The 22,561-nt window shown below is 70.5% G+C and carries 22 protein-coding genes; 17 read left to right on the top strand and 5 right to left on the bottom strand.

What is annotated here, in order from left to right:
• Window positions 1–3 precede the first annotated feature (3 nt).
• From NVV99_RS00625 to hisG, 3 genes are all read left to right on the top strand, one after another.
• Window positions 4–891 carry a pseudouridine synthase gene (locus tag NVV99_RS00625; protein WP_024101034.1) on the top strand — a complete coding sequence of 296 codons (888 nt, stop codon included), beginning with the start codon at window positions 4–6 and terminating at the stop codon, window positions 889–891.
• Window positions 892–931: 40 nt separating this feature from the next.
• Window positions 932–1,213 carry a phosphoribosyl-ATP diphosphatase gene (locus NVV99_RS00620; RefSeq protein ID WP_170318512.1) on the top strand — a complete coding sequence of 94 codons (282 nt, stop codon included), beginning with the start codon at window positions 932–934 and terminating at the stop codon, window positions 1,211–1,213.
• A gap of 93 nt (window positions 1,214–1,306) precedes the next feature.
• Complete coding sequence (gene hisG, locus NVV99_RS00615; protein WP_006552165.1) at window positions 1,307–2,170, top strand: ATP phosphoribosyltransferase; 864 nt, start codon at window positions 1,307–1,309, stop codon at window positions 2,168–2,170.
• A 41-nt stretch (window positions 2,171–2,211) separates the two neighbouring features.
• Here hisG and NVV99_RS00610 read toward each other — a convergent pair whose 3' ends face one another.
• Complete coding sequence (locus NVV99_RS00610; RefSeq protein WP_024101035.1) at window positions 2,212–3,051, bottom strand: thioesterase family protein; 840 nt, start codon at window positions 3,049–3,051, stop codon at window positions 2,212–2,214.
• Window positions 3,048–3,923 carry a RecB family exonuclease gene (locus NVV99_RS00605; RefSeq protein WP_024101036.1) on the bottom strand — a complete coding sequence of 292 codons (876 nt, stop codon included), beginning with the start codon at window positions 3,921–3,923 and terminating at the stop codon, window positions 3,048–3,050. Before NVV99_RS00605 ends, NVV99_RS00610 begins: the two co-directional genes overlap by 4 nt.
• An 89-nt stretch (window positions 3,924–4,012) precedes the next feature.
• Between NVV99_RS00605 and NVV99_RS00600 the strand changes: the two genes are divergently transcribed.
• Window positions 4,013–4,864, top strand: coding sequence for a tRNA (adenine-N1)-methyltransferase (locus NVV99_RS00600; protein ID WP_019289521.1), 852 nt, complete (start codon window positions 4,013–4,015; stop codon window positions 4,862–4,864).
• 21 nt (window positions 4,865–4,885) lie between these two features.
• On the opposite strand, the gene NVV99_RS00595 is transcribed toward NVV99_RS00600, so the two are convergent.
• Entirely contained in the window at window positions 4,886–5,365 is a 480-nt protein-coding gene (locus NVV99_RS00595) for a hypothetical protein (RefSeq protein ID WP_024101037.1), read from the bottom strand.
• A gap of 187 nt (window positions 5,366–5,552) precedes the next feature.
• On the opposite strand from NVV99_RS00595, the gene arc reads away from it, so the two are divergent.
• From arc to prcA, 6 genes are all read left to right on the top strand, one after another.
• A complete protein-coding gene (gene arc / locus NVV99_RS00590; RefSeq protein WP_024101038.1) occupies window positions 5,553–7,322 on the top strand; it encodes a proteasome ATPase in 1,770 nt (589 codons plus the stop codon).
• Window positions 7,323–7,414: 92 nt separating this feature from the next.
• Window positions 7,415–7,801: a nitroreductase family deazaflavin-dependent oxidoreductase gene (locus tag NVV99_RS00585; RefSeq protein WP_019289524.1), complete on the top strand. Its 387-nt coding sequence runs from the start codon at window positions 7,415–7,417 to the stop codon at window positions 7,799–7,801.
• A 55-nt stretch (window positions 7,802–7,856) separates the two neighbouring features.
• Window positions 7,857–9,350: a depupylase/deamidase Dop gene (dop, locus tag NVV99_RS00580; RefSeq protein WP_006552172.1), complete on the top strand. Its 1,494-nt coding sequence runs from the start codon at window positions 7,857–7,859 to the stop codon at window positions 9,348–9,350.
• A gap of 166 nt (window positions 9,351–9,516) precedes the next feature.
• Window positions 9,517–9,708 carry a ubiquitin-like protein Pup gene (locus tag NVV99_RS00575; protein ID WP_006552173.1) on the top strand — a complete coding sequence of 64 codons (192 nt, stop codon included), beginning with the start codon at window positions 9,517–9,519 and terminating at the stop codon, window positions 9,706–9,708.
• Between the two features lie 89 nt (window positions 9,709–9,797).
• Window positions 9,798–10,559 (top strand): proteasome subunit beta, encoded by a 762-nt coding sequence (gene prcB, locus NVV99_RS00570; RefSeq protein WP_228045135.1) that lies wholly within the window; start codon window positions 9,798–9,800, stop codon window positions 10,557–10,559.
• Window positions 10,556–11,368, top strand: a complete 813-nt coding sequence (gene prcA, locus NVV99_RS00565) for a proteasome subunit alpha (protein WP_006552175.1) — start codon at window positions 10,556–10,558, stop codon at window positions 11,366–11,368. The genes prcB and prcA overlap by 4 nt, the downstream gene beginning before the upstream one ends.
• On the opposite strand, the gene NVV99_RS00560 is transcribed toward prcA, so the two are convergent.
• Window positions 11,269–12,867 carry a bifunctional phosphatase PAP2/diacylglycerol kinase family protein gene (locus NVV99_RS00560; protein ID WP_051424826.1) on the bottom strand — a complete coding sequence of 533 codons (1,599 nt, stop codon included), beginning with the start codon at window positions 12,865–12,867 and terminating at the stop codon, window positions 11,269–11,271. The genes prcA and NVV99_RS00560 overlap by 100 nt on opposite strands.
• A gap of 31 nt (window positions 12,868–12,898) precedes the next feature.
• Between NVV99_RS00560 and pafA the strand changes: the two genes are divergently transcribed.
• The 7 genes from pafA (at window position 12,899) to NVV99_RS00525 (ending at window position 21,544) form a co-directional block, all read left to right on the top strand.
• Window positions 12,899–14,257 carry a Pup--protein ligase gene (pafA, locus tag NVV99_RS00555; protein WP_026061779.1) on the top strand — a complete coding sequence of 453 codons (1,359 nt, stop codon included), beginning with the start codon at window positions 12,899–12,901 and terminating at the stop codon, window positions 14,255–14,257.
• A gap of 88 nt (window positions 14,258–14,345) precedes the next feature.
• On the top strand, window positions 14,346–15,341 hold the full coding sequence (locus NVV99_RS00550; RefSeq protein ID WP_006552178.1) for a YafY family protein: 996 nt from the start codon (window positions 14,346–14,348) through the stop codon (window positions 15,339–15,341).
• Window positions 15,338–16,354 carry a YafY family protein gene (locus NVV99_RS00545; RefSeq protein WP_193902032.1) on the top strand — a complete coding sequence of 339 codons (1,017 nt, stop codon included), beginning with the start codon at window positions 15,338–15,340 and terminating at the stop codon, window positions 16,352–16,354. The genes NVV99_RS00550 and NVV99_RS00545 overlap by 4 nt, the downstream gene beginning before the upstream one ends.
• Window positions 16,355–16,481: 127 nt before the next feature.
• On the top strand, window positions 16,482–16,736 hold the full coding sequence (gene tatA, locus NVV99_RS00540) for a Sec-independent protein translocase subunit TatA (RefSeq protein ID WP_024101042.1): 255 nt from the start codon (window positions 16,482–16,484) through the stop codon (window positions 16,734–16,736).
• Between the two features lie 104 nt (window positions 16,737–16,840).
• A complete protein-coding gene (gene tatC / locus NVV99_RS00535) occupies window positions 16,841–17,803 on the top strand; it encodes a twin-arginine translocase subunit TatC (protein WP_024101043.1) in 963 nt (320 codons plus the stop codon).
• Window positions 17,800–20,556, top strand: coding sequence for an RNA helicase (locus NVV99_RS00530; protein ID WP_024101044.1), 2,757 nt, complete (start codon window positions 17,800–17,802; stop codon window positions 20,554–20,556). Before tatC ends, NVV99_RS00530 begins: the two co-directional genes overlap by 4 nt.
• A 106-nt stretch (window positions 20,557–20,662) precedes the next feature.
• Window positions 20,663–21,544: a DUF4333 domain-containing protein gene (locus NVV99_RS00525; protein ID WP_041803710.1), complete on the top strand. Its 882-nt coding sequence runs from the start codon at window positions 20,663–20,665 to the stop codon at window positions 21,542–21,544.
• A 10-nt stretch (window positions 21,545–21,554) separates the two neighbouring features.
• Here the strand turns inward: NVV99_RS00525 and NVV99_RS00520 are convergent, their stop codons facing one another.
• A complete protein-coding gene (locus tag NVV99_RS00520; RefSeq protein ID WP_006552184.1) occupies window positions 21,555–22,532 on the bottom strand; it encodes a 5'-3' exonuclease in 978 nt (325 codons plus the stop codon).
• Window positions 22,533–22,561: the final 29 nt, after the last annotated feature.

Raw genomic sequence — 22,561 nt, 5'->3', positions numbered from 1 at the left:
CCGGTGCGTGCTGCACCGCTGCCGGTGCGCGAGGGGCTCGGCCCCGACCGCATCCGGATGCCCGCCGATGTCGACGCGGCCACGATCGTCGAGTTCCTGCAGGCCGGCCACCCCGAGGAGGACTGGGCGGCGCACATGGGGGCGGGGGAGTTGGTCGACGAGCACGGCCGCCGCGTCGATGCGTGCACGCCGTATCAGCCGACGCGGTTCGTGTACTTCTACCGCGATCCGCCGCCGGAGGTGCCGGTGCCGTTCCCGGTGCGCGTGTTGCATCGGGAGGACGGTCTCGTGGTGGTGGACAAGCCGCATTTCCTGGCGACGATCCCGCGCGGAGCGCACATCCGCGAGTCGGTGGTGGTGCGGTTGCGGCGCGAGCTGGAGTTGCCGCATCTGGTGCCGGTGCACCGGCTCGACCGGATGACCGCCGGGGTGTTGCTGTGCACGACGGATCCGGCATGGCGGCGGCCCTATCAGGAGCTGTTCGAGCGTCAGCGGGTGCGCAAGGTGTACGAGGCGGTCGCCGGTTATCGGTCCGACCTGTCGTTCCCGCAGGTGGTGCGCACGCGGATCGTCAAGCGGCACGGGGAGCCGACGGCCGAGCAGTTCGCCGACGAACCGAATTCGGAGACGCGCATCGAGCTGGTCGAGCGGCGTGGGGAGCTGGCCCGTTACCGGTTGTTCCCGCGCACCGGTCGCACCCACCAGCTGCGGCTGCATCTGGCGTCGTTGGGGGTGCCGATCGTGGGGGACAACTTCTATCCGTGGTTCCGGCGGCGCGACGCGGACGATTTCACCGATCCGCTGCGGTTGCTGGCGCGGTCGCTGGAGTTCACCGATCCGATCAGAGGGGTGGAGCGGCGGTTCGTCAGCGGGCGGGAACTCGAGTTCTGAGCGAGGGTTGGTGTCCTGGCTGTGGGGCCGGTGGCGGGGCATGAAACAATCGACCCCTGTGAAGACCTTCGATTCCCTGTTCGCCGAGCTGTCCGAACGCGCCGCGACCCGCCCCGAGGGCTCCGGCACCGTCGCCGCCCTGGACGCCGGCGTGCATTTCCAGGGCAAGAAGGTACTCGAAGAGGCCGGTGAGGTGTGGATCGCCGCCGAGTACCAGTCCGACGAGGAACTGTCCGAGGAGATTTCGCAGCTGCTGTACTGGGTGCAGGTGCTGATGGTGGGGCGGGGTCTGAAGCTCGAGGACGTCTACAAGCATCTGTGACGGCCGGTGGCCCGCTGTGCCGGTGCCGCCGTCCGTGCCCCCTGTAGATCCCTTCCTCGCTTCTGCTCGTCGTTCGAAAGGACCCAATCCGTCATGCTGCGCGTCGCAGTCCCCAACAAAGGTTCGCTGTCCGAGTCCGCCGCCGAGATCCTGCAGGAGGCCGGCTACCGTCGGCGCACCGACTCGCGGGATCTGACGGTCATCGACCCGGTCAACGACGTCGAGTTCTTCTTCCTGCGGCCGAAGGACATCGCGATCTACGTCGGTTCCGGCGAGCTGGATCTGGGGATCACCGGCCGCGACCTGGCGATGGATTCGGGGGCTCCGGTCACCGAGCGGTTGTCGCTGGGCTTCGGGTCCTCGCGTTTCCGGTACGCCGCGCCGAAGGGCCGCGACTGGTCGGTCGAGGATCTGCAGGGTCTGCGCATCGCCACCTCGTACGCGAATCTGGTGCGTCGTGATCTCGCCGCCCGCGGCATCGAGGCCGAGGTGATCCGGCTCGACGGTGCGGTGGAGATCTCCATCCAGCTCGGGGTCGCCGACGCGATCGCCGATGTGGTCGGCTCGGGCCGGACCTTGCGGCAGCACGATCTCGTCGCCTTCGGCGAGTCGTTGTGCGATTCGGAGGGTGTGCTGATCGAGCGGGAGGATTCGGATCGCTCGGATCGGGCCCGCAACCAGCTGATCGCCCGTCTCGAGGGTGTGGTCTTCGCGCAGCAGTACGTGATGATCGATTACGACTGCCCGAAACACCTGCTCGAGCAGGCCGTGCAGGTCACGCCCGGTCTCGAGTCGCCGACGATCTCGCCGTTGGCGAACGAGAATTCGGTGGCGGTGCGGGCGATGGTGCCGCGCAAGGGCCACAACGCGGTGATGGACCGGCTCGCCGAGATCGGTGCCCGCGCGATCCTCGCGTCGAACATCCGCTCGTGCCGGGCGATGCGCGCCCCCGAATAGACGCGCACCGATCCCGACATCTTCCGGTGCGGTCCCGCTGATCAGCGGGACCGCACCTGCACGTTCTGGGCGATGCGGCCGAGCGCGCCGGTCTCGTCGTAGAGCAGACCGGCGGTCATGCCGACCCCGTCGGGTCCGACGGACATCTCCGCGGCGATCCCCACCCAGTCCTGTTCGCGGAACTCGGGGGCGCGGAACAGGTGCACGGTCAGTTCGGTGTTGAGGAAGGTGTACTCGCGGGGGTCGAGTTTGGATCCGACACCGTTGGCGACGTCGGCGACGCTCATCAACCGGTCGAGCCCGCTGGGGGTTTCGCCTTCCACGAGGGCGATCTCGCTGCGCACCCACGCCGACGACAGGCCGGGAGCGCCGAAGGGGACGATGATGCGCCATTCGACGGTGTCGATGTAGCCGCCCTTCCAGAAGACGTGCGGGGCGGTGGCTTCGAAGTGGTCGGGGGCGGGCAGCGGGGTTTCGGAGGTCCGCGCGACCTGCGGCAGGTCGATGGTTTCGAGGCGCCAGCCGGTGCCGCGCGCCACCGGGCGGTCGGTGCCGTCGGGGGCGGTGGCCCACAATTCGGCGACGACCAGTTCGATGCGGCGACCGGGTCGTTCGATGTGGGTGCGCACCTCGAGGTCGGTGAGGGGGACGGGGCCGAGCAGTTCGACGGTGAGCCGGCTCAGGCGGGTGTCGGGGCGGGGCCGGTGCCGGTCGATGGCGCGGGCGAGCAGCGCCGAGGGTGGGGCGCCGTGCTGCAGGTGCGGTCCCCAGGTGCTGACGGTGTATTCGGTGGGGCGGAACACCGCGATCTCGACGTCGTCGACCGGGCCGGTGGGGGTGGTCGGCCGGGGGACCGGCACGTAGTAGGCGGCGTCGCTCACTCGGGATTCTCCTGCTGCTCGATGCGGTGGGGCGCGCCCGGTGTCGATTGCGTCGCAACGCCGTCGGCGGGATACGGCGGTGGGGTACCGCCGAACGCCGGGCACAATGCCCGATGATCGCACCACCGGCAGCCGGGACCGGGATTGGGGCGGAAGTCGCCGCTGGCGCGCAACTGCCGGATCGTCGCCCACATCGCCCGCACGATCCGTTCGAAGCGGCGCAGTTCCTCGGTGTCGGGCCGGTAGTGCAGCACCTGACCGTCGCCGAGATACAGCAGCCGCAGCGAGGCCGGGACGATGCCGCGTTGCCGCCACACGATCAGCGCGTAGAACTTCAGCTGGAACAGCGCCGCCCGCTCGCCGCGCGGGGACGGGGCGCGGCCGGTCTTGTAGTCGACGACATGCACCGCACCGGTGGCGTCGACATCGAGGCGGTCGATGATGCCGCGCAGCGGGACGTCGCCGTCGAGGGTGGTCTCCACCCGCAGTTCGCAGCCGTCGGCGGTGACCGCGGTGGGGTCCTCGACGGTGAAGTAGGTGTCCAGCAGCGCGGCGGCCTCGGCGAGGAACCCCGCGTCGTCGGTGTCCACGCCCAGATCGGGGGTGGCGGCGAGGACCCGGGCCAGGGCGTCGGGCAGCAGGGTCTGCGCGGAGGTGGCGGTGCGGGCCGGTCCGTCGAGGCCGAACAACGCTTCGAGGGCGGCGTGCACGACGGTGCCGCGTGCCTGGGCGCGGGTCGGGGGTGCGGTGAGCCGGTCGACGGCCTTGAAGCGGTAGAGCAGCGGGCAGCGGGTGAAGTCGGCGGCCCGGGAGGGAGACAGGGCGACCGGCCGCGTCGTGTCGGTGGGGGGTGTGGGCGCAGCTGTGGTCACACCTGGCAGGCTAGGACGCGGGTCCGACACGGTGCCGGACCCGCGTGCCCGATACCGGGTGCGGGGCTGGAACGAAGGTGGACACGGCGATGGCAGTAGGCGGACTCGGGCGCAGCGGACCCTTTCAGGTGGGGGACCGGGTGCAGTTGACCGACGCCAAGGGCCGCAAGTACACCGTGGTGCTCGAACCGGGCAAGGAGTTCCACACCCATCGCGGCGGGATCCTGCACGACGATCTGATCGGCACCGACGAGGGTGTGGTGGTCACCTCCACCAACGGCACCCCCTATCTGGCGTTGCGTCCGCTGCTCGTCGACTATGTGATGTCGATGCCGCGCGGTGCGCAGGTGATCTACCCGAAGGACGCCGCGCAGATCGTGCAGGAGGGCGACATCTTTCCCGGCGCGACGGTGCTCGAGGCCGGCGCCGGTTCCGGCGCGCTGACGTGTTCGCTGCTGCGCGCCGTCGGCGAGAGCGGCCGGGTGATCTCCTACGAGGTGCGCGAGGACCATCTCGAATACGCCGAGCGCAATGTCGACACCTTCTTCGGGCAGCGCCCGGCGAACTGGACGACGGTGCTCGGCGATCTGGCGGACTACGACGTCGAGAAGTACGGCCGCGTCGACCGGGTGGTGCTGGACATGCTCGCCCCCTGGGATGTGCTCGAGACGGTGAAGAAGGCGCTGGTGCCCGGCGGGGTACTCATCGTCTATGTGGCGACGACGACGCAGCTGTCGCGGGTGGTCGAGGCGATGCGGGAGCAGACCTGCTGGACCGAGCCGCGTTCGTGGGAGTCGATGGTGCGCGGCTGGCACGTGGTGGGGCTGGCGGTGCGGCCGGAGCATCGGATGCAGGGGCACACGGCGTTCCTGGTCAGTGCCCGGCGCCTGCAGGACGGGGTGGAGACCCCGAAGCCGCAGCGCCGGCCCAGCAAGGGCTGAGCCGACGCCGACCCGCAGGGGTTATTCGCAGCTGAGCGTGCCCGCGGCCAGGATCGAGCAGGCGCTCTCGTCGGCGATGACCCAGGTGCCGTCGATCTGCTCGAAGGTCAGCGGCATCGGGGCGCCGCCGTGCGGGCCGGCGACCTCGGTGGTCGCGGTGACGGTGTCGGCGTCGACCGTGGTGATCTCGCCGACGGTGCCGGTGAGCGGGTAGCCGGCGAGCACACCGGTGAACTGATCGAGCACGGCGGTGCGCGCGGCGCCGTGCTCCACGACCGCGGCACGGTCCTCGGTGGTGGCGGCCGGGTCGAAGAACACGTCGATCTGTTCCTGCAGTTGCTCGACGGTGACCGCGGCGGTCACGGTGGTGCTGGTGGTCGTCGTTGCGCTGGTCGTGGCAGCGGTGTCGTCGCCGGCGTCGTCGGAGCTGCAGCCGGTCAGGGCGGTGAGGGCGGCGATCGCGGTGGCGGCGCAGAGTGTGCGAACTGGACGTGGGGTCACGGAGGAGTACCTTTCGAGAGAAACGGTCGACGCACGATATTTAGGGGAGCCTAACAGCGTGCCGGAGGTGCGGCGCCATGGCGCGCCCCACGCGCGACACATGTTCGGAACACGACTGTTTCGTGTCCTCCCCCATGTGGGGCGATGTCCCGGTAGCGTGGAATGACCGACAGTGGAGGGAGTCGCTATGAGCTCGTCAGAGAAGCCGGATGCGGTTGCGGCGGCACGCGAAATCGAAGAGTTGCGCGCAGAGGTGGCGACCTTGCGTCGTCGGCTCGGCGAACCGTCCGATCAGGTACGCGACCTCGAAGCCCGGCTCGAGTCCCTCACGGTCCGCAACGGCAAACTGCTCGAGACCCTCAAGGATGCGCGCCAGCAGCTGATCACGCTGCGCGAGGAGGTCGACCGGCTGGCCCAGCCGCCGAGCGGCTACGGGGTGCTGCTCGAGACGTTCGACGATCAGACCGTCGACGTGTTCACCTCGGGCCGCAAGATGCGGGTCGCGGTGTCCCCGAATCTCGAACTCGACACCTTCCGGCCCGGTCAGACGGTGCGGCTGAACGAGGCGTTGACCGTCGTGGAGGTCGGTGGTTTCGAACGCGTCGGCGAGATCACCACCCTGCGGGAGGTGCTCGACGACGGCACCCGCGCGCTGGTGGTCGGGCACGCCGACGAGGAACGCATCGTGTGGCTGGCCGCCCCGCTCGCCGCGGCCGCCGCCGACGACAAGACCGATCTGCTCGTCGACGACGAGAACTCGTTCACGCTGCGCCCCGGTGATTCGTTGCTGGTCGACAGCAAGGCCGGCTACGCCTTCGAACGGATCCCCAAGGCCGAGGTCGAGGATCTCGTGCTCGAGGAGGTCCCGGACGTCGGCTACAGCGACATCGGCGGTCTGGGCCGGCAGATCGAGCAGATCCGCGACGCGGTGGAGCTGCCCTTCCTGCACAAGGACCTGTTCCGCGAGTACTCGCTGCGCCCGCCGAAGGGTGTGCTGCTGTACGGCCCGCCCGGTTGCGGTAAGACCCTGATCGCGAAGGCGGTCGCGAACTCGCTGGCGAAGAAGATCGCCGAGGCCCGCGGGGACGATTCGAAGGAAGCGAAGTCGTTCTTCCTGAACATCAAGGGCCCGGAGCTGCTGAACAAGTTCGTCGGTGAGACCGAACGGCACATCCGGTTGATCTTCCAGCGGGCCCGGGAGAAGGCGTCCGAGGGCACCCCGGTGATCGTGTTCTTCGACGAGATGGATTCGATCTTCCGCACCCGCGGTTCCGGTGTGTCCTCCGATGTGGAGACCACGGTGGTGCCGCAGCTGCTCGCCGAGATCGACGGTGTCGAAGGGCTCGAGAACGTCATCGTCATCGGCGCGTCGAACCGTGAGGACATGATCGACCCGGCGATCCTGCGGCCCGGCCGCCTCGACGTGAAGATCAAGATCGAGCGTCCGGACGCGGAGGCCGCGCAGGACATCTTCTCGAAGTACCTGACCGAGAGCCTGCCGGTGCACGCCGACGATCTCGCCGAGTTCGGCGGCGATCGGGTCGCGTGCGTGCGGGCGATGATCGAGCGGGTCGTCGAGCGGATGTACGCCGAGTCCGAGGACAACCGTTTCCTCGAGGTCACCTACGCCAACGGCGACAAGGAGGTCCTGTACTTCAAGGACTTCAACTCCGGCGCGATGATCCAGAACATCGTCGACCGGGCGAAGAAGTATGCGATCAAGTCGGTGCTCGAGACCGGGGCGCCCGGTCTGCGGGTGCAGCACCTGCTCGATTCGATCGTCGACGAGTTCGCCGAGAACGAGGACCTGCCCAACACCACGAATCCGGACGACTGGGCCCGGATCTCGGGGAAGAAGGGCGAGCGGATCGTGTACATCCGCACCCTGGTCACCGGCAAGAACGCCAGCGCGAGCCGCGCGATCGACACCGAGTCGAACACCGGCCAGTACCTGTAGGAATCGACCCGCGACAATCGATCCGCGACGGCCGGGCCTTCCCTCCTCCGGAAGGTCCGGCCGTCGCGGCCTATCCAGGGGGAGGACCGACCGTGCCGTTGCCGCGCACCCTGGCCCGGTTCAACAAGATCGTCACCAACCGGGTCACCACCCCGTTCGCGCAGCTGCTGCCGGGCACCGCGGTGGTCGAGCATCGCGGGCGCCGCTCGGGCCGGGTGTTCCGCACCCCGGTGCTGCTGTTCACCGTCGGTGACGATCTGCGGATCGCGTTGACCTACGGCGCCGACACCGATTGGGTGCGCAACGTGTGCGCCGCCGGCGAGGCGGTGGTGCACACCCGGGGCAGGGCGATCCCGGTGCGCGACCCGCGGCTCGGGACCGATCCGCAGGCGAGCTGGGCGCCGCTGCCGGTGCGGGTGGCGCTGCAGGCGATCGGGGCGCACGGCTATCTGGACTGCACCCCGCAGCCGCACCGCTGACCGGTGGCGGGGCTGGTCACGACCGTGAGCGTCCGGATCGCCTAGGCTCGAGGGCATGCAGCGGATCATCGGTATCGAGGTCGAGTACGGGATTTCCTCACCCAACGAGCCATCGGCGAACCCGATCCTGACCTCCACGCAGGCGGTGCTGGCCTACGCGGCCGCCGAGGGGGTGCCGCGCGCGAGGCGCACCCGCTGGGATTACGAGGTCGAATCGCCCCTGCGCGACGCGCGGGGCTTCGATCTGGGGCGGTTCAACGGCCCGGCCCCGGTCATCGACGCCGACGAGGTCGGTGCCGCGAACATGATCCTCACCAACGGGGCGCGCCTGTACGTCGACCACGCCCACCCCGAATACTCCGCCCCGGAGGTCGCCGACCCCCTCGACGCGGTGATCTGGGACAAGGCCGGGGAACGGGTGATGGAGGCCGCCGCCCGGCACGCGTCGAGTGTGCCCGGCGCGCCGCGACTGCAGCTGTACAAGAACAATGTCGACGGCAAGGGCGCCTCCTACGGCACCCACGAGAACTACCTGATGGACCGCGAGACCCCGTTCTCCGCGGTCGTCGCGGGCCTGACCCCGTTCTTCGTCTCCCGGCAGGTCATCACCGGCTCCGGCCGGGTCGGGATCGGCCAGTCCGGTGACGAGCCCGGTTTCCAGCTCTCGCAGCGCGCCGACTACATCGAGGTCGAGGTCGGTCTCGAGACCACCCTCAAGCGCGGCATCATCAACACCCGCGACGAGCCGCACGCCGACGCCGACAAGTACCGGCGCCTGCACGTGATCATCGGCGATGCGAATCTGGCGGAGATGTCCACCTACCTCAAGGTCGGCACCACCGCGCTGGTGCTCGACCTGATCGAGGCCGGCATCGACCTGTCGGATCTGCAGCTCGCCCGCCCGGTCACCGCGGTGCACCACATCAGCCACGACCCGTCGCTGCGCAAGACCGTCGCGCTCGCCGACGGCCGGGAGCTGACAGGTCTGGCGCTGCAGCGGATCTACCACGAGCGGGTCGCGAAGTTCCACGACGGCACCGAGGACAAGCGGATCCTCGACATCCTCGACAAGTGGGCGATGGTGCTCGATCTGCTCGAACGCGACCCGATGGAATGCGCCGACCTGCTGGACTGGCCCGCGAAGCTGCGGCTGCTCGAGGGCTTCCGCAACCGCGAGGGACTGTCCTGGTCGGCGCCGCGCCTGCACATGGTCGACCTGCAGTACTCGGATGTGCGCCTGGACAAGGGCCTGTACAACCGCCTCGTGGCCCGCGGGTCGATGCAGCGGCTGGTGTCCGAGCAGCAGGTCCTCGATGCGGTGCACACCCCGCCTTCGGACACCCGCGCCTACTTCCGCGGTGAGTGCCTGCGCCGTTTCGGTGCCGATATCGCGGCGGCGAGCTGGGATTCGGTGATCTTCGATCTCGGTCGCGAATCGCTGGTGCGCATCCCGACGCTCGAGCCGCTGCGTGGCAGCCGCGCGCATGTCGGGGAGCTGCTCGAGACTGCGCAGTCGGCGGCGGAACTGGTCGATCAGCTCACTCACTGACCGCCCCTCCCGGCGGAGGGCGGTGGCCGGATCACAGGCCGCGAGTACGCGTGTCGCCACCGGTGGACCGGTTCGCTGGGTAGGGTAGGAGTTCGAAGCAGCGGTGACCACACCGATCGTCGACCGGTGACGGTTCCGCGCCGAGTACAGGAGGAGGTCGGCGGCTATGGCACAGGAGCAGACCACACGCGGTGGCGGCGGAGACGACGACGAGGTCGTCGGTGACGGCGGTGCCGGTCAGGAGCGTCGCGAGAAGCTCGCCTCGGACACCGACGATCTTCTCGACGAGATCGACGACGTGCTCGAGGAGAACGCAGAGGACTTCGTGCGGGCATATGTGCAGAAAGGTGGCCAGTGACAGCCGAACGATCCTCTCTTCCCTACCGCGAGGTGCAGCCGAAGCTGCACCTCGCGTCGCCCTTGTCGTCGTTCTCCGACCACCTGCGGATGCACGCCCCGGAGATGCTGCCGGAGAACCGGTTCCGATTCGAACGAGGTGACCACGTGGACCTCGCCCCGCACGGCACCACCATCGTGGCGCTGACCTTCGACGGGGGTGTGCTCATCGCCGGCGACCGGCGCGCGACCATGGGTAACCTGATCGCCTCCCGCGATGTCGACAAGGTGTTCATCACCGACAACTATTCGGCGGCCGGCATCGCCGGCACCGCGGGTCTGGCGATCGAGCTCGTGCGACTGTTCGCGGTCGAACTCGAGCACTACGAGAAGATCGAAGGTGTGCCGCTGACCTTCGACGGCAAGGCCAATCGGCTCTCGTCGATGGTGCGCGGCAATCTCGGTGCGGCCATGCAGGGCTTGGCCGTGGTGCCGTTGCTGGTCGGTTTCGACCTCGACGCGTCCGATGCGCACCGCGCCGGGCGGATCGTGTCCTACGACGTGGTCGGGGGCCGCTACGAGGAACGCGCCGGCTACCACGCGGTCGGCTCCGGATCGTTGTTCGCCCGCTCGTCGCTCAAGAAGCTCTACCGCGCCGATGCCGACGAGCAGAGCGCGCTGCGCAGCGCCGTCGAGGCGCTGTACGACGCGGCCGACGATGACACCGCCACCGGTGGTCCCGACACCACCCGCGGGATCTACCCGACGGCGGTGGTGATCACCGCGGCCGGGGCCGTGGCCGTCGCGGAGGAAACCCTGTCCGAGCTGGCCCGCACCATCGTGGCCGACCGCACCGCAGGAGATGCCCGGTGACACTTCCGTACTATGCGTCCGCCGAGCAGATCATGCGCGATCGCTCGGAGCTGGCCCGTAAGGGCATCGCCCGCGGCCGGTCGGTGATCGCGTTGACCTACGCCGGCGGTGTGCTGCTGGTGGCGGAGAATCCGTCGAAGGCGCTGCACAAGATCAGCGAACTGTACGACCGGGTCGGTTTCGCGGCCGTCGGCAAGTACAACGAGTTCGAGAATCTGCGGCGCGCCGGGATCATGCACGCCGACATGCGCGGCTACTCCTACGACCGGCGGGACGTGACCGGGCGGGCACTGGCGAACGCCTACGCGCAGACCCTCGGCACCATCTTCACCGAGCAGCCCAAGCCGTACGAGGTGGAGATCTGCGTCGCCGAGGTCGGGCGCGCCGACACCGACGACGGCCCGCAGCTGTACCGCATCACCTACGACGGCTCGATCGTCGACGAACCGCAGTTCGTGGTGATGGGCGGCAACACCGAACCGATCATCACCGCGCTGCGCTCGTCGTACAAGCCGGGTCTGCCGCTCGACGAGGCGGTCGCCGTGGCGGTGACCGCGCTGCAGCAGCCCGCCACCGCCGACGCGGCGCCGCGGGTGCTCGGCCGCGGGGAACTCGAGGTCGCGGTGCTCGAGAAGCAGCGGCCGCGCCGCGCCTTCCGGCGTATCTCGGGGGCGGCGCTCGACGCGCTGCTGCCCAGCACCGGGTCCGCTCAGGCGGCGCCGTCGGAGACGCCCGCCGATCCGGCCCCCGAATCGGGGTCCGACACCGCGACCGGCTCGGAGACCGAGTCCGGTCCCGACGCGGGCTGATCCACCGCGAGCCGATAGACCGTCAACGCCGACGGCACCACCTCGAAGTCGAAACCGGTGCCGTCGGCGAGGACCTCCCCGTCGGTGGCCAACGCCACCGGATCCCCGATGACCTCCACCGCCAGGCCCGGGATGTGCCGCTGCCGATACATCGGTGACGCGCCGAGGGTGCCGGTCGCCGCAGCGAGGAGCAGACGCAGCCGCGAGAACCGACTCTCCGCGGGTAGATACCGCACGTCGAGGGTGCCCGGATCCAGATGCGCCCGGGACATCGGCACCTGATCTGCCGGGGTGTAGCGGCCGTTGCCGACGAACAGCAACCACACCGCCCGCCCCGCCCCGTCGATGCGGACCGGCATCGGGCTCGCCGTGCGCAGCACCGCGAGCATCGCCAACCCCGCCGCCGGCCACTTGCCGATCCGCGGTTCCCAGTGCTGCCGCAACCGCACCGCATCCGGATAGCCACCGAGGCTGGCGGTGTTGACGAACCGCCGCACCGTGCGCCCGTCCGGCCCGGTCACCGTGACCTGCCCGAGCCCGACGGCCACCGCCTGCCCGGCGGTGACCGCCCGCACCGTCTCGTCCAGGTCCACCACGCCGAGATCGAGCGCGAAATGGTTGAGGGTGCCGCCGGGGAAGACCGCCACCGGCAGCCGCGCGGTGACGGCGACGTCGAGCACCGCCGCGACGGTGCCGTCCCCGCCGCACACCCCCACCGCCTGCGGCCGATATTCGGTCAGCAGACGTTCCGACTGCTCCGCCGGATCACCGTCGGGATCCAGATCGACGCGACGCACCCTCGGCAGCGCGGCGGTGACCCGCGCGGCGATCTCCTCGGCGGTCCCGGCATCGCGGTTGACCACCAGCAGCATTCCGTCGCCGCCGGGCAGGGCGGGCGCGGCCGCCGCAACCTGCACGGTCGCCGGTTCGCGGCTGCGCACCGCCCACCAGCGGCGCGTCGACCACGCCACCGTCGCCCCGACCGCGGCGCCGACGACGACGTCGCCGGGCCAGTGCACGCCGGTGTGCACCCGTGAATAGGCCACCGCCGCGGCCAGCGGCGCCAGAACCGCCCCAGCCGCAGGGGATTCGAGCGCCACCCCGGTCGCGAACGCCGCCGCCGACGCGGCGTGCCCGGACGGGAACGACGACGAGCGGGGGATCGGCACCGTGCGGCGTCGAAACTTCGGGTCGGTGCGCGCCGGGGGCCGGCGGCGCGGCAACAGCGGTTTGAGCAGCCCGTTGGTCAAGGCGCTGGCCCCGGCTACCGACAGCAGACCCCGCACCGCTCCGCGGCGGGCGTGACCGCCGGCGGTGGCGCACACCGCGGCGCACGCCACCCACAGCACACTGTGGTTGGCGGCGCGTCCGAGATCGCGCAGCAGCGGGTCGGCGGGGGACGCGCGCAGCGCCCCGGAGCGCTCGAACAGGGCCCGGTCGGCGGTGCGGTAACGCTCGGGAACGATCACACCTCGACCGTAGATGTCGTTGCGACCCATGGGGGTCGGGTTCGCGCGGTACTGTCGAAGTGTGCAGCGACGAATCATGGGTATCGAGACGGAGTTCGGCGTCACGTGTACCTTCCACGGGCATCGTCGGTTGAGCCCCGACGAGGTGGCCCGCTATCTGTTCCGCCGGGTGGTGTCCTGGGGGCGCAGTTCGAACGTCTTCCTGCGGAACGGGGCGCGACTGTATCTCGATGTCGGTTCGCACCCCGAGTACGCCACCGCCGAGTGCGACGACCTGCTCCAGCTCGTCGAGCACGACCATGCCGGTGAGCGGGTCCTCGAGGAACTGCTCATCGACGCCGAGCAGCGTCTGGCCGAGGAAGGCATCGGCGGCGACATCTTCCTGTTCAAGAACAACACCGACTCTGCGGGCAACTCCTACGGCTGCCACGAGAACTATCTCGTCGCCCGCGTCGGCGAGTTCTCCCGCATCTCCGATGTGCTGCTGCCCTTCCTGGTGACCCGCCAGCTGATCTGCGGCGCCGGGAAGGTGCTGCAGACCCCCAAGGCCGCCACCTTCTGCCTGTCGCAACGCGCCGAGCACATCTGGGAGGGCGTCTCGTCAGCGACCACCCGGTCGCGGCCGATCATCAACACCCGCGACGAGCCGCACGCCGACGCCGAGAAGTACCGGCGCCTGCACGTGATCGTCGGGGACTCGAACATGTCCGAGACCACCACCATGCTCAAGGTGGGGTCGGCGGCGCTGGTGCTCGAGATGATCGAGGCCGGGGTGCCGTTCCGGGACTTCGCGCTCGACAACCCGATCCGCGCCATCCGCGAGGTCTCCCACGACCTGACGGGCCGGCGCCCGGTGCGCCTGGCCGGCGGCCGGCAGGCCAGCGCCCTGGACATCCAGCGCGAATACCACGCGCGGGCGGTGGAATATCTGCACCAGCGCGAACCCGACCCGCACGTCGCGCAGGTGGTGGACCTGTGGGGCCGCGTCCTCGACGCCGTCGAATCGCAGGACTTCGCGAAGGTCGACACCGAGATCGACTGGGTGATCAAGCGCAAGCTGTTCCAGCGCTACCAGGACCGCTACAACATGGAGCTGTCCGACCCGAAGATCGCCCAGCTCGACCTGGCCTATCACGACATCAAACGCGGACGCGGCGTGTTCGACCTGCTGCAACGCAAGGGACTGGCGGCGCGGGCGACCGACGACGAGTCCGTCGACGCCGCGGTGAACACCCCACCGCAGACCACCCGCGCGAAGCTGCGCGGTGATTTCATCGCCGCCGCGCAGGCCGCGGGCCGCGATTTCACCGTCGACTGGGTGCATCTGAAGCTCAACGACCAGGCGCAGCGCACCGTGTTGTGCAAGGACCCGTTCCGGTCCGTCGACGAACGCGTCGAACGGCTCATCGCCTCCATGTAAGGACCGCCGTCCATCGGAGCGGACCATCCGGTCCGCTCCGATGGACGGTGATGCGGTGCCGGAGGCGCGCGGGCACTAGGGTTGGCGCGTGGCGATCTCGAAAGTCGAACGGCTGGTGAACCTGGTCATCGCGCTGCTGTCCACCCGACAGTTCGTGACCGCGGAGAAGATCCGTGCCTCGGTGGCCGGCTACTCCGAATGCGCGAGCGACGAGGCGTTCAGCCGCATGTTCGAGCGGGACAAGAACGAACTGCGCGATCTCGGGGTGCCCCTCGAGACGGGCCGGCCGTCGCGGTCGTCGACGGTGGAGGGCTACCGCATCAACCGCGACGCCTACGAACTGCCCGAGATCGACCTCACCCGCGAGGAGACCGCCGCCGTGGCCGTCGCCGCCGCGCTGTGGGAATCGCCGGAGCTGACCGCCGCCGCGCAGGGCGCGGTGCTCAAGCTGCGCGCCGCCGGGATCCGTGTCGACTCCGACGGCGGAGAGGTCGTCGCACCGCTGCCGCCGCGCGCCCGCGGTTCCGAACCCGCGTTGACCGCGTTGCTCGCCGCGATCGACGCGCGCCGCGCGGTGCGGTTCACCCACCGCAGTTCCCCCACCGAGCCGTGGTCGACACGCACCGTCGAACCGTGGGGTGTGGTCACCGTGCACGGCCGCTGGTATCTCGTCGGCCACGACCGCGACCGCGACGCCGTGCGCACCTTCCGGCTCTCGCGCATCGGTGACGAGATCACCGCGATCGGCCCCGAGGGGGCGGTGCAGATCCCGGAGGGCGTGGATCTGCGGGGGCGGGTGCTCGCCGCGACCTCCCCGGCGGAGGTCAGCGGATCGGCACGCCTGTGGGTGGCCGATGGACGCGCGTGGGAGCTACGCCGGCTCGGACGGACCGGCGCGGCCCGGCGGATCGGCGACCGCGACGGGGTGGAACTCGAGGTGCCGGTGCGCTCGTGGGAATGGATCGCCCGGATCGTCGCCGGGCAGGGCGCGGACGCGTTGGTCCTCGACCCACCGGAGTTACGGGCCGAGGTGCACCGCATCCTCGAACAGGCGGTCACGGATGCGGGGGAGGAGGAGCGATGAGCACACGACTGTCGGCGCGACTGGGACGACTGCTCAATCTCGTGCCCTACTTCCTGGCGCACCCGGGGATCAGCGCGGCCGAGGCCGCCCGCGATCTCGGGGTCACCCCCAAGCAGGTGATGGACGATCTGAACCAGCTGTGGGTGTGCGGCCTGCCCGGCTACGGACCCGGTGATCTGATCGACCTGTCGTTCTCCGAGGACAGCATCGTGGTGACCTTCACCGCGGGCATCGAACGACCCCTGCGGCTGACCTCCACCGAGGCCACCGCGCTGCTCGTGGCGCTGCGGTCGCTGCAGGAGATGCCCGGCGTCGTCGACCCGTCCGCGGCGCAGTCGGCGATCGCGAAGATCGAGGCGGCCGCCGGGACCGCCGCGCTGCCCGCCGACACCGCCACCGCGGCGACTGCCGAGCCTGATCCGGAGGCAGCCGGGGACTCCGACGCCGCCGGACAGGTGCGGGCCGCGGTGCGCGACGGGCGCGCCGTGCACCTGACCTACTATTCGGCTTCCCGCGACACCGTCTCCGAACGCGACGTCGACCCGATCCGCATCGTCATCATCGACGAACACGCCTACCTGCAGGCGTGGTGCCGCAGCGCCGAAGGAGTGCGGCTGTTCCGCTTCGACCGCATCGACGCCGCCACCGTGCTCGACGAGCCGACGCGACCGCCGCACCGGGCGATCACCGACGACGAGCACCTCGAACTGTTCGAGGGCGACCCGTCGCTGCCCGCCGCGCGGTTGCGCATCGCCCCGTCGTATACCTGGCTGCTCGACTACTACCCGCTCACCGACGTGCAGGTGCTTCCCGACGGCAGGTGCGAGGCGTCGATGCGGTACGCGTCGCCGGGGTGGATGGCGCGGCTGCTCGTCGGTCTCGGCGCCGGGGTGCAGGTGCTCGACCCACCGGAGTTGCGGGCCGCGGTGCGGGCGCGGGCCGAGGCGGCGCTGGCGGCCTATGCCGAGCTCGACGGGGAGAACGCGACCCGCGGTGCGGGTCCGACACCGTGACGGTCGCGTTGTGCAACATCGGTGTGAACCCTCCGCAAATTGTGGGTGGATACACCGGCGCGAAGCCTCGGTGTGTGCTCGAGGTCCGGTAGCATCGATCGGAGCCGATCAGTGGAGGTTGTTGTAAATGGGTGCAATGAGCCCCTGGCACTGGGCCATCGTGGCGCTGGTGGTCGTGATTCTCTTCGGTTCGAAGAAGCTGCCCGACGCCGCGCGCGGTCTCGGTCGTTCGCTCCGGATCTTCAAGAGCGAGGTCAAGGAGATGCAGAACGACGACGCCCGGGCATCCACGCCGCAGCCGGCGCCGAATCCGTTGCCGGCCGCGCAGCCGACAGCCGATCCCGTCGCGCCGAACACGCACACCGAACCGCGGTCTGCCTGACCGACGTTCATCCTGCCGGGGCGCCCACCACGGGTGTCCCGGCGTTCCGCTGACCCCGGCACGCCCGCACGCCGGTGGTCTCGACAGGAGCTGAGAACCGCACCGTGCGCATCCCGTTCGATCCGCGCCGAAGCCGGCGCAAGACCAATCCCGACGGCACCATGTCGCTGGTCGAGCACCTCTACGAATTGCGCACGCGTCTGCTGATCGCTCTCGCTGCGATCGTGCTCACCACCATCCTCGGCTTCGTCTGGTACAGCCGCAGCCTGTTCGGCCTCGACAGCCTCGGGGAGATCCTGCGCGGCCCCTACTGCGACCTACCCGCCTCGGCCCGCGCCGACCTGAGCAACGACGGCTCGTGCCGACTGCTCGCCACCGGACCGTTCGATCAGTTCATGCTGCGCCTGAAGGTCGCCGCGACCGCCGGCATCGTCATGGCGTGCCCGATCTGGCTGTACCAACTGTGGGCGTTCGTCACCCCCGGCCTGTACCGCAAGGAACGCCGCTACGCGATCGGCTTCGTCACCTGCGGGGCGGCGCTGTTCGTCACCGGCGCGGTGCTGGCCTATCTGGTGATCTCCCACGCGTTGTCGTTCCTGCTGTCCGTCGGCAACGACGTGCAGGTCACCGCTCTGTCGGGCGCCGAGTACTTCGGGTTCCTCATCAACCTGCTGGTGATCTTCGGGGTGTCCTTCGAGATCCCGCTGGTGATCGTCGCGCTCAACGGCGTCGGGGTGCTGCCCTACGCCAAGCTCAAGGCGTGGCGGCGCGGGCTGATCATGGCGGTGTTCGTCTTCGCCGCCATCGCCACCCCCGGCCAGGATCCGTTCTCCATGCTCGCCCTGGCGTTGGCGCTCACGCTGCTCGTGGAGTTCGCCATCCAGATCGCCCGGCTGACCGACCGGCGCCGCGCCCGCAAGGCCCGCGCCGAGGGCTGGGCCGATCTCGACGACGACGAGGGTTCGACGATCCCGGCCCCGAGCCCGGTGGAGCCGGCAGCGCCGACGGCGCCCACCGACACCGTACGGACCGATCCGGCCCGCACCGACTACTCCGACACCCTGTGACCGGCGACCCCACTCCCGGCCCTGCCGGTAACGACGAGACCGGCACCGCGCCGCTCGTCCCCACCCCGCAGCTCGCGGAGTTCGCCACCGGCCTCGGGTTCCCGCTCGATCCGTTCCAGATCGAGGCGTGCCGCGCCCTCGAGGGTGGGCATTCGGTGCTGGTGTGCGCCCCCACCGGCGCCGGCAAGACCGTCGTCGGCGAGTTCGCGGTGTATCTGGCGCTGCAGGGCGGTTCCAAGTGCTTCTACACCACCCCGATCAAGGCGCTGAGCAACCAGAAGTACGCCGATCTGTGTGCCCGGCACGGCCGGGACTCGGTGGGTCTGCTCACCGGCGACCAGTCCATCAACTCCGATGCGCCGGTGGTGGTGATGACCACCGAGGTGCTGCGCAACATGATCTACGCGTCGTCCACCGCCCTGATCGGGCTCACCCACGTGGTGATGGACGAGGTGCACTTCCTCGCCGACCGGTTCCGCGGCGCGGTGTGGGAAGAGGTGATCCTGCACCTGCCCGAGGACGTGCGGCTGGCGTCGCTGTCGGCGACCGTGTCGAACGCCGAGGAGTTCGGCGACTGGATGACCACGGTGCGCGGCGACACCACCGTCGTCGTCGACGAGGTGCGGCCCATCCCGCTGCACCAGCACATGATGCTCGGCTCCCGCATCTACGACCTGTTCGACCGCCGCGCCGACACCGACACCGCCCCGACCCGGCGGCGCCGCGACATCGTCGTTAACCCGGAGCTGGCGTCGGCGGTGCGGCAACGGCAGAGTCTGTCCGGGATGGACCGCTGGGGTGAACGCGGCCCCCGCTTCCGGCCGCCGCCGCGCCCGGAGGTCATCGTCCGTCTCGACCGCGACGGTCTGTTGCCGGCGATTACCTTCGTGTTCAGCCGCGCCGGTTGCGACGCCGCGGTGCAGCAGTGCCTGCGCTCGGGTCTGCACCTGACCGACGAGACCGAAGCCGCCGAGATCCGCCGGATCGTCGACGAGCACACCCGGGATCTGCCGCGCGGCGACCTCGAGGTCCTCGGCTACGCGTCGTGGCGCACCGCCCTCGAACGCGGCATCGCCGCCCACCACGCCGGGATGTTGCCGGCTTTCCGGCACACCGTCGAAGAACTGTTCGTGCGGGGGCTGGTGCGGGCGGTGTTCGCCACCGAGACCCTCGCGCTGGGCATCAACATGCCGGCCCGCACCGTGGTGCTCGAAAAGCTCGTCAAGTTCAACGGCGACACCCACGCCGAGCTGACCCCCGGCGAGTACACGCAGCTGACCGGCCGGGCCGGGCGGCGCGGCATCGACGTCGAGGGCCACGCGGTGGTGCTGTGGCAGCCGGGCATCGAACCGGCGGCGGTCGCCGGGCTCGCCTCCACCCGCACCTTCCCGCTGCGCAGCTCGTTCCGCCCGTCCTACAACATGGCGGTCAACCTCATCGACGCCGTCGGGGTGGAACGGTCGCGGGCGCTGCTGGAGATGTCTTTCGCCCAGTTCCAGGCCGACAAGTCGGTGGTCGGTCTCAAACGCGGCATCGACCGCAACGAGGCCACCCTCGCACAGCTGCGCGACCAGCTCGGCGGTGAGGGCAGCGAGATCCTCGACTATCTGCGGTTGCGCGCCGAGCTGACCGACGCCGAACGCGCCCACGAGCGGCGCGGCAAGCAGGATCGCCGGGCCGCGGCGGTGGCGTCGCTGGTGACCCTGCGGCGCGGTGACATCATCGCCGTGCCCGCCGGTAAACACACCGGCCTGGCCGTGGTGGTGCTGCCGGACACCGACGCCGGCGATCCGCGGCCGCAGGTCGTCACCGCCGACGCGTGGTCCGGTCGCCTCTCCGCCGGGGACTTCCCGACCCCGGCGACGGTGCTGGGCACGCTGCGGCTGCCGCGGCACGTCGATCACCGCACCGGCCGTGGGCGCCGCGACATCGCGTCGGCGTTGCGGTCGAAGGGCCTCGTGCCGCCGCGCCGTCCCAAGCGCAGCACGTCCAAGGGCGACACCCGCGAGATCGACGCGTTGCGCCGCGAACTCAAGCACCATCCGGCCCGCAAGCACCCCGATCTGGACTCGCTGGCGCGTGCCGGGGAGCGCTACCACCGGTTGCTGCGCGAAACCCAGCAGCAGCGCCGCAAGGCCGCCGCGGCGACGGATTCGCTGGCGCGCACCTTCGAGCGGATCGTCGCGCTGCTCACCGAACGCGGCTATCTCACCGAGGGTGACGATCCGGCGACCACCGAGGCGGGGGAGCGGCTCGCCCGCATCTACACCGAATCGGATCTGCTGGTCGCCGAATGCGTGCGTCGCCGTGCCTGGACGGGACTGTCCGCCGCCGAACTCGCGGCGGTCGCCTCGGCGGTGATCTACGAGTCGCGCACCGACGAACCGGTCACCGTCGTCGGGCCGACCGGCTCGATCCGGCACGCGCTGGCCGAGACCACCCGGATCTGCGACGGCTTGCGGGCCGACGAGATCCGGCACCGGCTGCCCCCGACCCGCGAACCGGATCTGGGTTTCGTCACCGCCGCTTACACCTGGGCGTCGACCGCGTCGCTGACCGAGGCGCTCGTCGCTGCGGAGGCCGCCGGCAAGGAACTCTCACCCGGAGATTTCGTGCGGTGGTGCCGGCAGCTGATCGATCTGCTCGACCAGATCCGCACCTGCGCGGACGATCCGGAACTCGCCCGCACCGCCGGCAAGGCGGTCGGGGCGGTGCGTCGCGGGGTCGTCGCCGTCGATCCCACCGCCGAATGACCCGGCCCCTGCGGGGTGTCCGGGACGCCCGGTAGGCGTGGATGCCCGCGCGGCGGGTGGACGCTACCGTATGGGCACACAACGGGAAGGGTGAGTGGAGACGACGATGACCGGGCCGAACGAACCGCAGGACTCGCCGGGGCAGAAGCCGCCGGAATCGACGGATCCATGGGCACCCAACCCGACCTCCGGGGGCGGTGAGCAGCCCGGATCACCGTGGGCGCCGCCCGCCGGACAGCAGCAGTGGGGGCAGGGCAGCGGCACCGGCTGGGGACAGTCGACCGCCGGGCAGTCGCCGTGGCAACCCGACACCGGTGCGGGCGGGAACGCTCCGCAGCCCGGGTGGGCGCCGCCCGCCGGGCAGCAGACTCCCGCGCAGCCCGGTGCCGGGCATCAGAATCCGTGGGGTGCGCCGACCGGTGCGCCGCAACAGGGCTGGGGTCCGGCCCCACAGCCGCCCGCCCCCGGCTGGGGGCAGCCGGCACCCGGTCAGCAGGCACCAGGACAGGCACCGGGCTGGGGTCAGCAACCGGGCGCACAGCAGCCGTGGGGCGCGCCCGGTCAGCAACCGACGCAGCCCGTCCCCGGGTGGGGTGGGCAGCAGCCCGCCGGGGCGCAGCCCTGGGGAGCGCCCGCGAACACCTGGCAGCAGCCTGGCGGCGCGCCTCAGCAGAACGGCAAGTCGAAGCTGCCGTGGATCCTCGGCGGCGCCGGGCTCGTCGTGGTGCTCGCCATCGTCGGGATCCTCGCCGCGACGATGTTCGGTGGGAAGGTCCTCGACACCGAGTCCACCCAGGCGGGCATCGCGAAGGTGCTCACCGAGTCCTACGGGGCCGGGCAGGTCGGCGACGTGCAGTGCCCGAGCGATCAGAAGGTCGAGGCCGGCCACAGCTTCACCTGCGCGGTCACCGTGGACGGCCAGTTCCGGGAGGTGACCGTCACCGTCACCGACGACAACGGCACCTACGAGGTCGGCCGCCCCAACTGACCGGAAGCGGTCATCGGTCGGCCAGGGCCGCGACCAGCGCGGACACCGGCCGTTCCAGACCCCACCGCTGCGCCAGCGCAGTGAGCTGCTCCGGAGCGGCCGGTGCCGCCGGCAACACGTCCGAGCGGGACAGGTCCACGTCCGCGTCGGTGGCGACCCGCACCACCGGCAGCGCCGCATCCAGATAGTCCGCCGCAGCGGCGAGTTTGACCCGCATGCCCTTCGCCATCGACGACGACTCGTCGACCGCGGCCGCGCGCACCGCGTCGAGAGAGCCGTACTGCTGCAGCAACGACGCGGCGGTCTTCTCCCCGACCCCCTTGACGCCGGGCAGTCCGTCCGACGGGTCGCCGCGCAGCACCGCGAGTTCGGCGTAGGCGGCGCCGGCCCGCTCGCCGGGCACCCCGTAGCGTTCGGCGACCAACGCCGGATCGAACAACTCGGCCTTGGCCAATCCGCGCCCGGCGTAGAGCACCCGCACCGGCACCGGACTGTCGGCGACGACCTGCAGCAGGTCGCGGTCGCCGCTGACCACGATCACCCGGTCGATGGTCTCGCGGGCGGCGAGGGTGCCGAGCACGTCGTCGGCCTCGAAACCGGCCGCCCCGCCGGTGGCGATGCCGGCGGCGGCGAGCACGTCGAGGATCACCGGCACCTGCGGCAGCAGCGCGGGTGGGACCTCCTCGACGGTGCCGTCCGACCCGGTGGCGACCCGGTGCGCCTTGTAACTGGGGATCGCCGCGACACGGAAGGCCGGCCGCCAGTCCAGATCCAGGCATACCACCAGCCGGGTGGGGCGGTGGGTGCGGATCAGCGAGGCCACCATGTCCACGAAGCCGCGCACCGCGTTGACCGGGCTGCCGTCGGGGGCGGTGACCTTCTCCGGGATGGCGTGGAAGGCGCGGAACCACAGGCTCGCGCCGTCGAGCAACATCAGCGTGGGGTCCGGTGCGGGCGTGGGGTTCTCCGGTGCGGTCACGGACCACATCCTGCCATCCGGCCGCGGCCACTAGGCTC

Source organism: Rhodococcus sp. PAE-6 (assembly GCF_025290685.1).
Lineage (GTDB): Bacteria > Actinomycetota > Actinomycetes > Mycobacteriales > Mycobacteriaceae > Rhodococcus > Rhodococcus pyridinivorans.
Note: the sequence above shows the minus strand (reverse complement) of the source record. Positions and strands in the feature narration are given on the sequence as shown.

Coding starts and splice junctions, on each gene's coding strand:
- NVV99_RS00545 (WP_193902032.1), top strand. CDS start 15,338: ATGAGCACACGACTGTCGGCGCGACTGGGACGACTGCTCAATCTCGTG.
- NVV99_RS00600 (WP_019289521.1), top strand. CDS start 4,013: ATGGCAGTAGGCGGACTCGGGCGCAGCGGACCCTTTCAGGTGGGGGAC.
- NVV99_RS00560 (WP_051424826.1), bottom strand. CDS start 12,867: ATGGGTCGCAACGACATCTACGGTCGAGGTGTGATCGTTCCCGAGCGT.
- NVV99_RS00525 (WP_041803710.1), top strand. CDS start 20,663: ATGACCGGGCCGAACGAACCGCAGGACTCGCCGGGGCAGAAGCCGCCG.
- NVV99_RS00620 (WP_170318512.1), top strand. CDS start 932: ATGAAACAATCGACCCCTGTGAAGACCTTCGATTCCCTGTTCGCCGAG.
- dop (WP_006552172.1), top strand. CDS start 7,857: ATGCAGCGGATCATCGGTATCGAGGTCGAGTACGGGATTTCCTCACCC.
- tatA (WP_024101042.1), top strand. CDS start 16,482: ATGGGTGCAATGAGCCCCTGGCACTGGGCCATCGTGGCGCTGGTGGTC.
- arc (WP_024101038.1), top strand. CDS start 5,553: ATGAGCTCGTCAGAGAAGCCGGATGCGGTTGCGGCGGCACGCGAAATC.
- prcB (WP_228045135.1), top strand. CDS start 9,798: ATGCACGCCCCGGAGATGCTGCCGGAGAACCGGTTCCGATTCGAACGA.
- NVV99_RS00575 (WP_006552173.1), top strand. CDS start 9,517: ATGGCACAGGAGCAGACCACACGCGGTGGCGGCGGAGACGACGACGAG.
- NVV99_RS00520 (WP_006552184.1), bottom strand. CDS start 22,532: ATGTGGTCCGTGACCGCACCGGAGAACCCCACGCCCGCACCGGACCCC.
- hisG (WP_006552165.1), top strand. CDS start 1,307: ATGCTGCGCGTCGCAGTCCCCAACAAAGGTTCGCTGTCCGAGTCCGCC.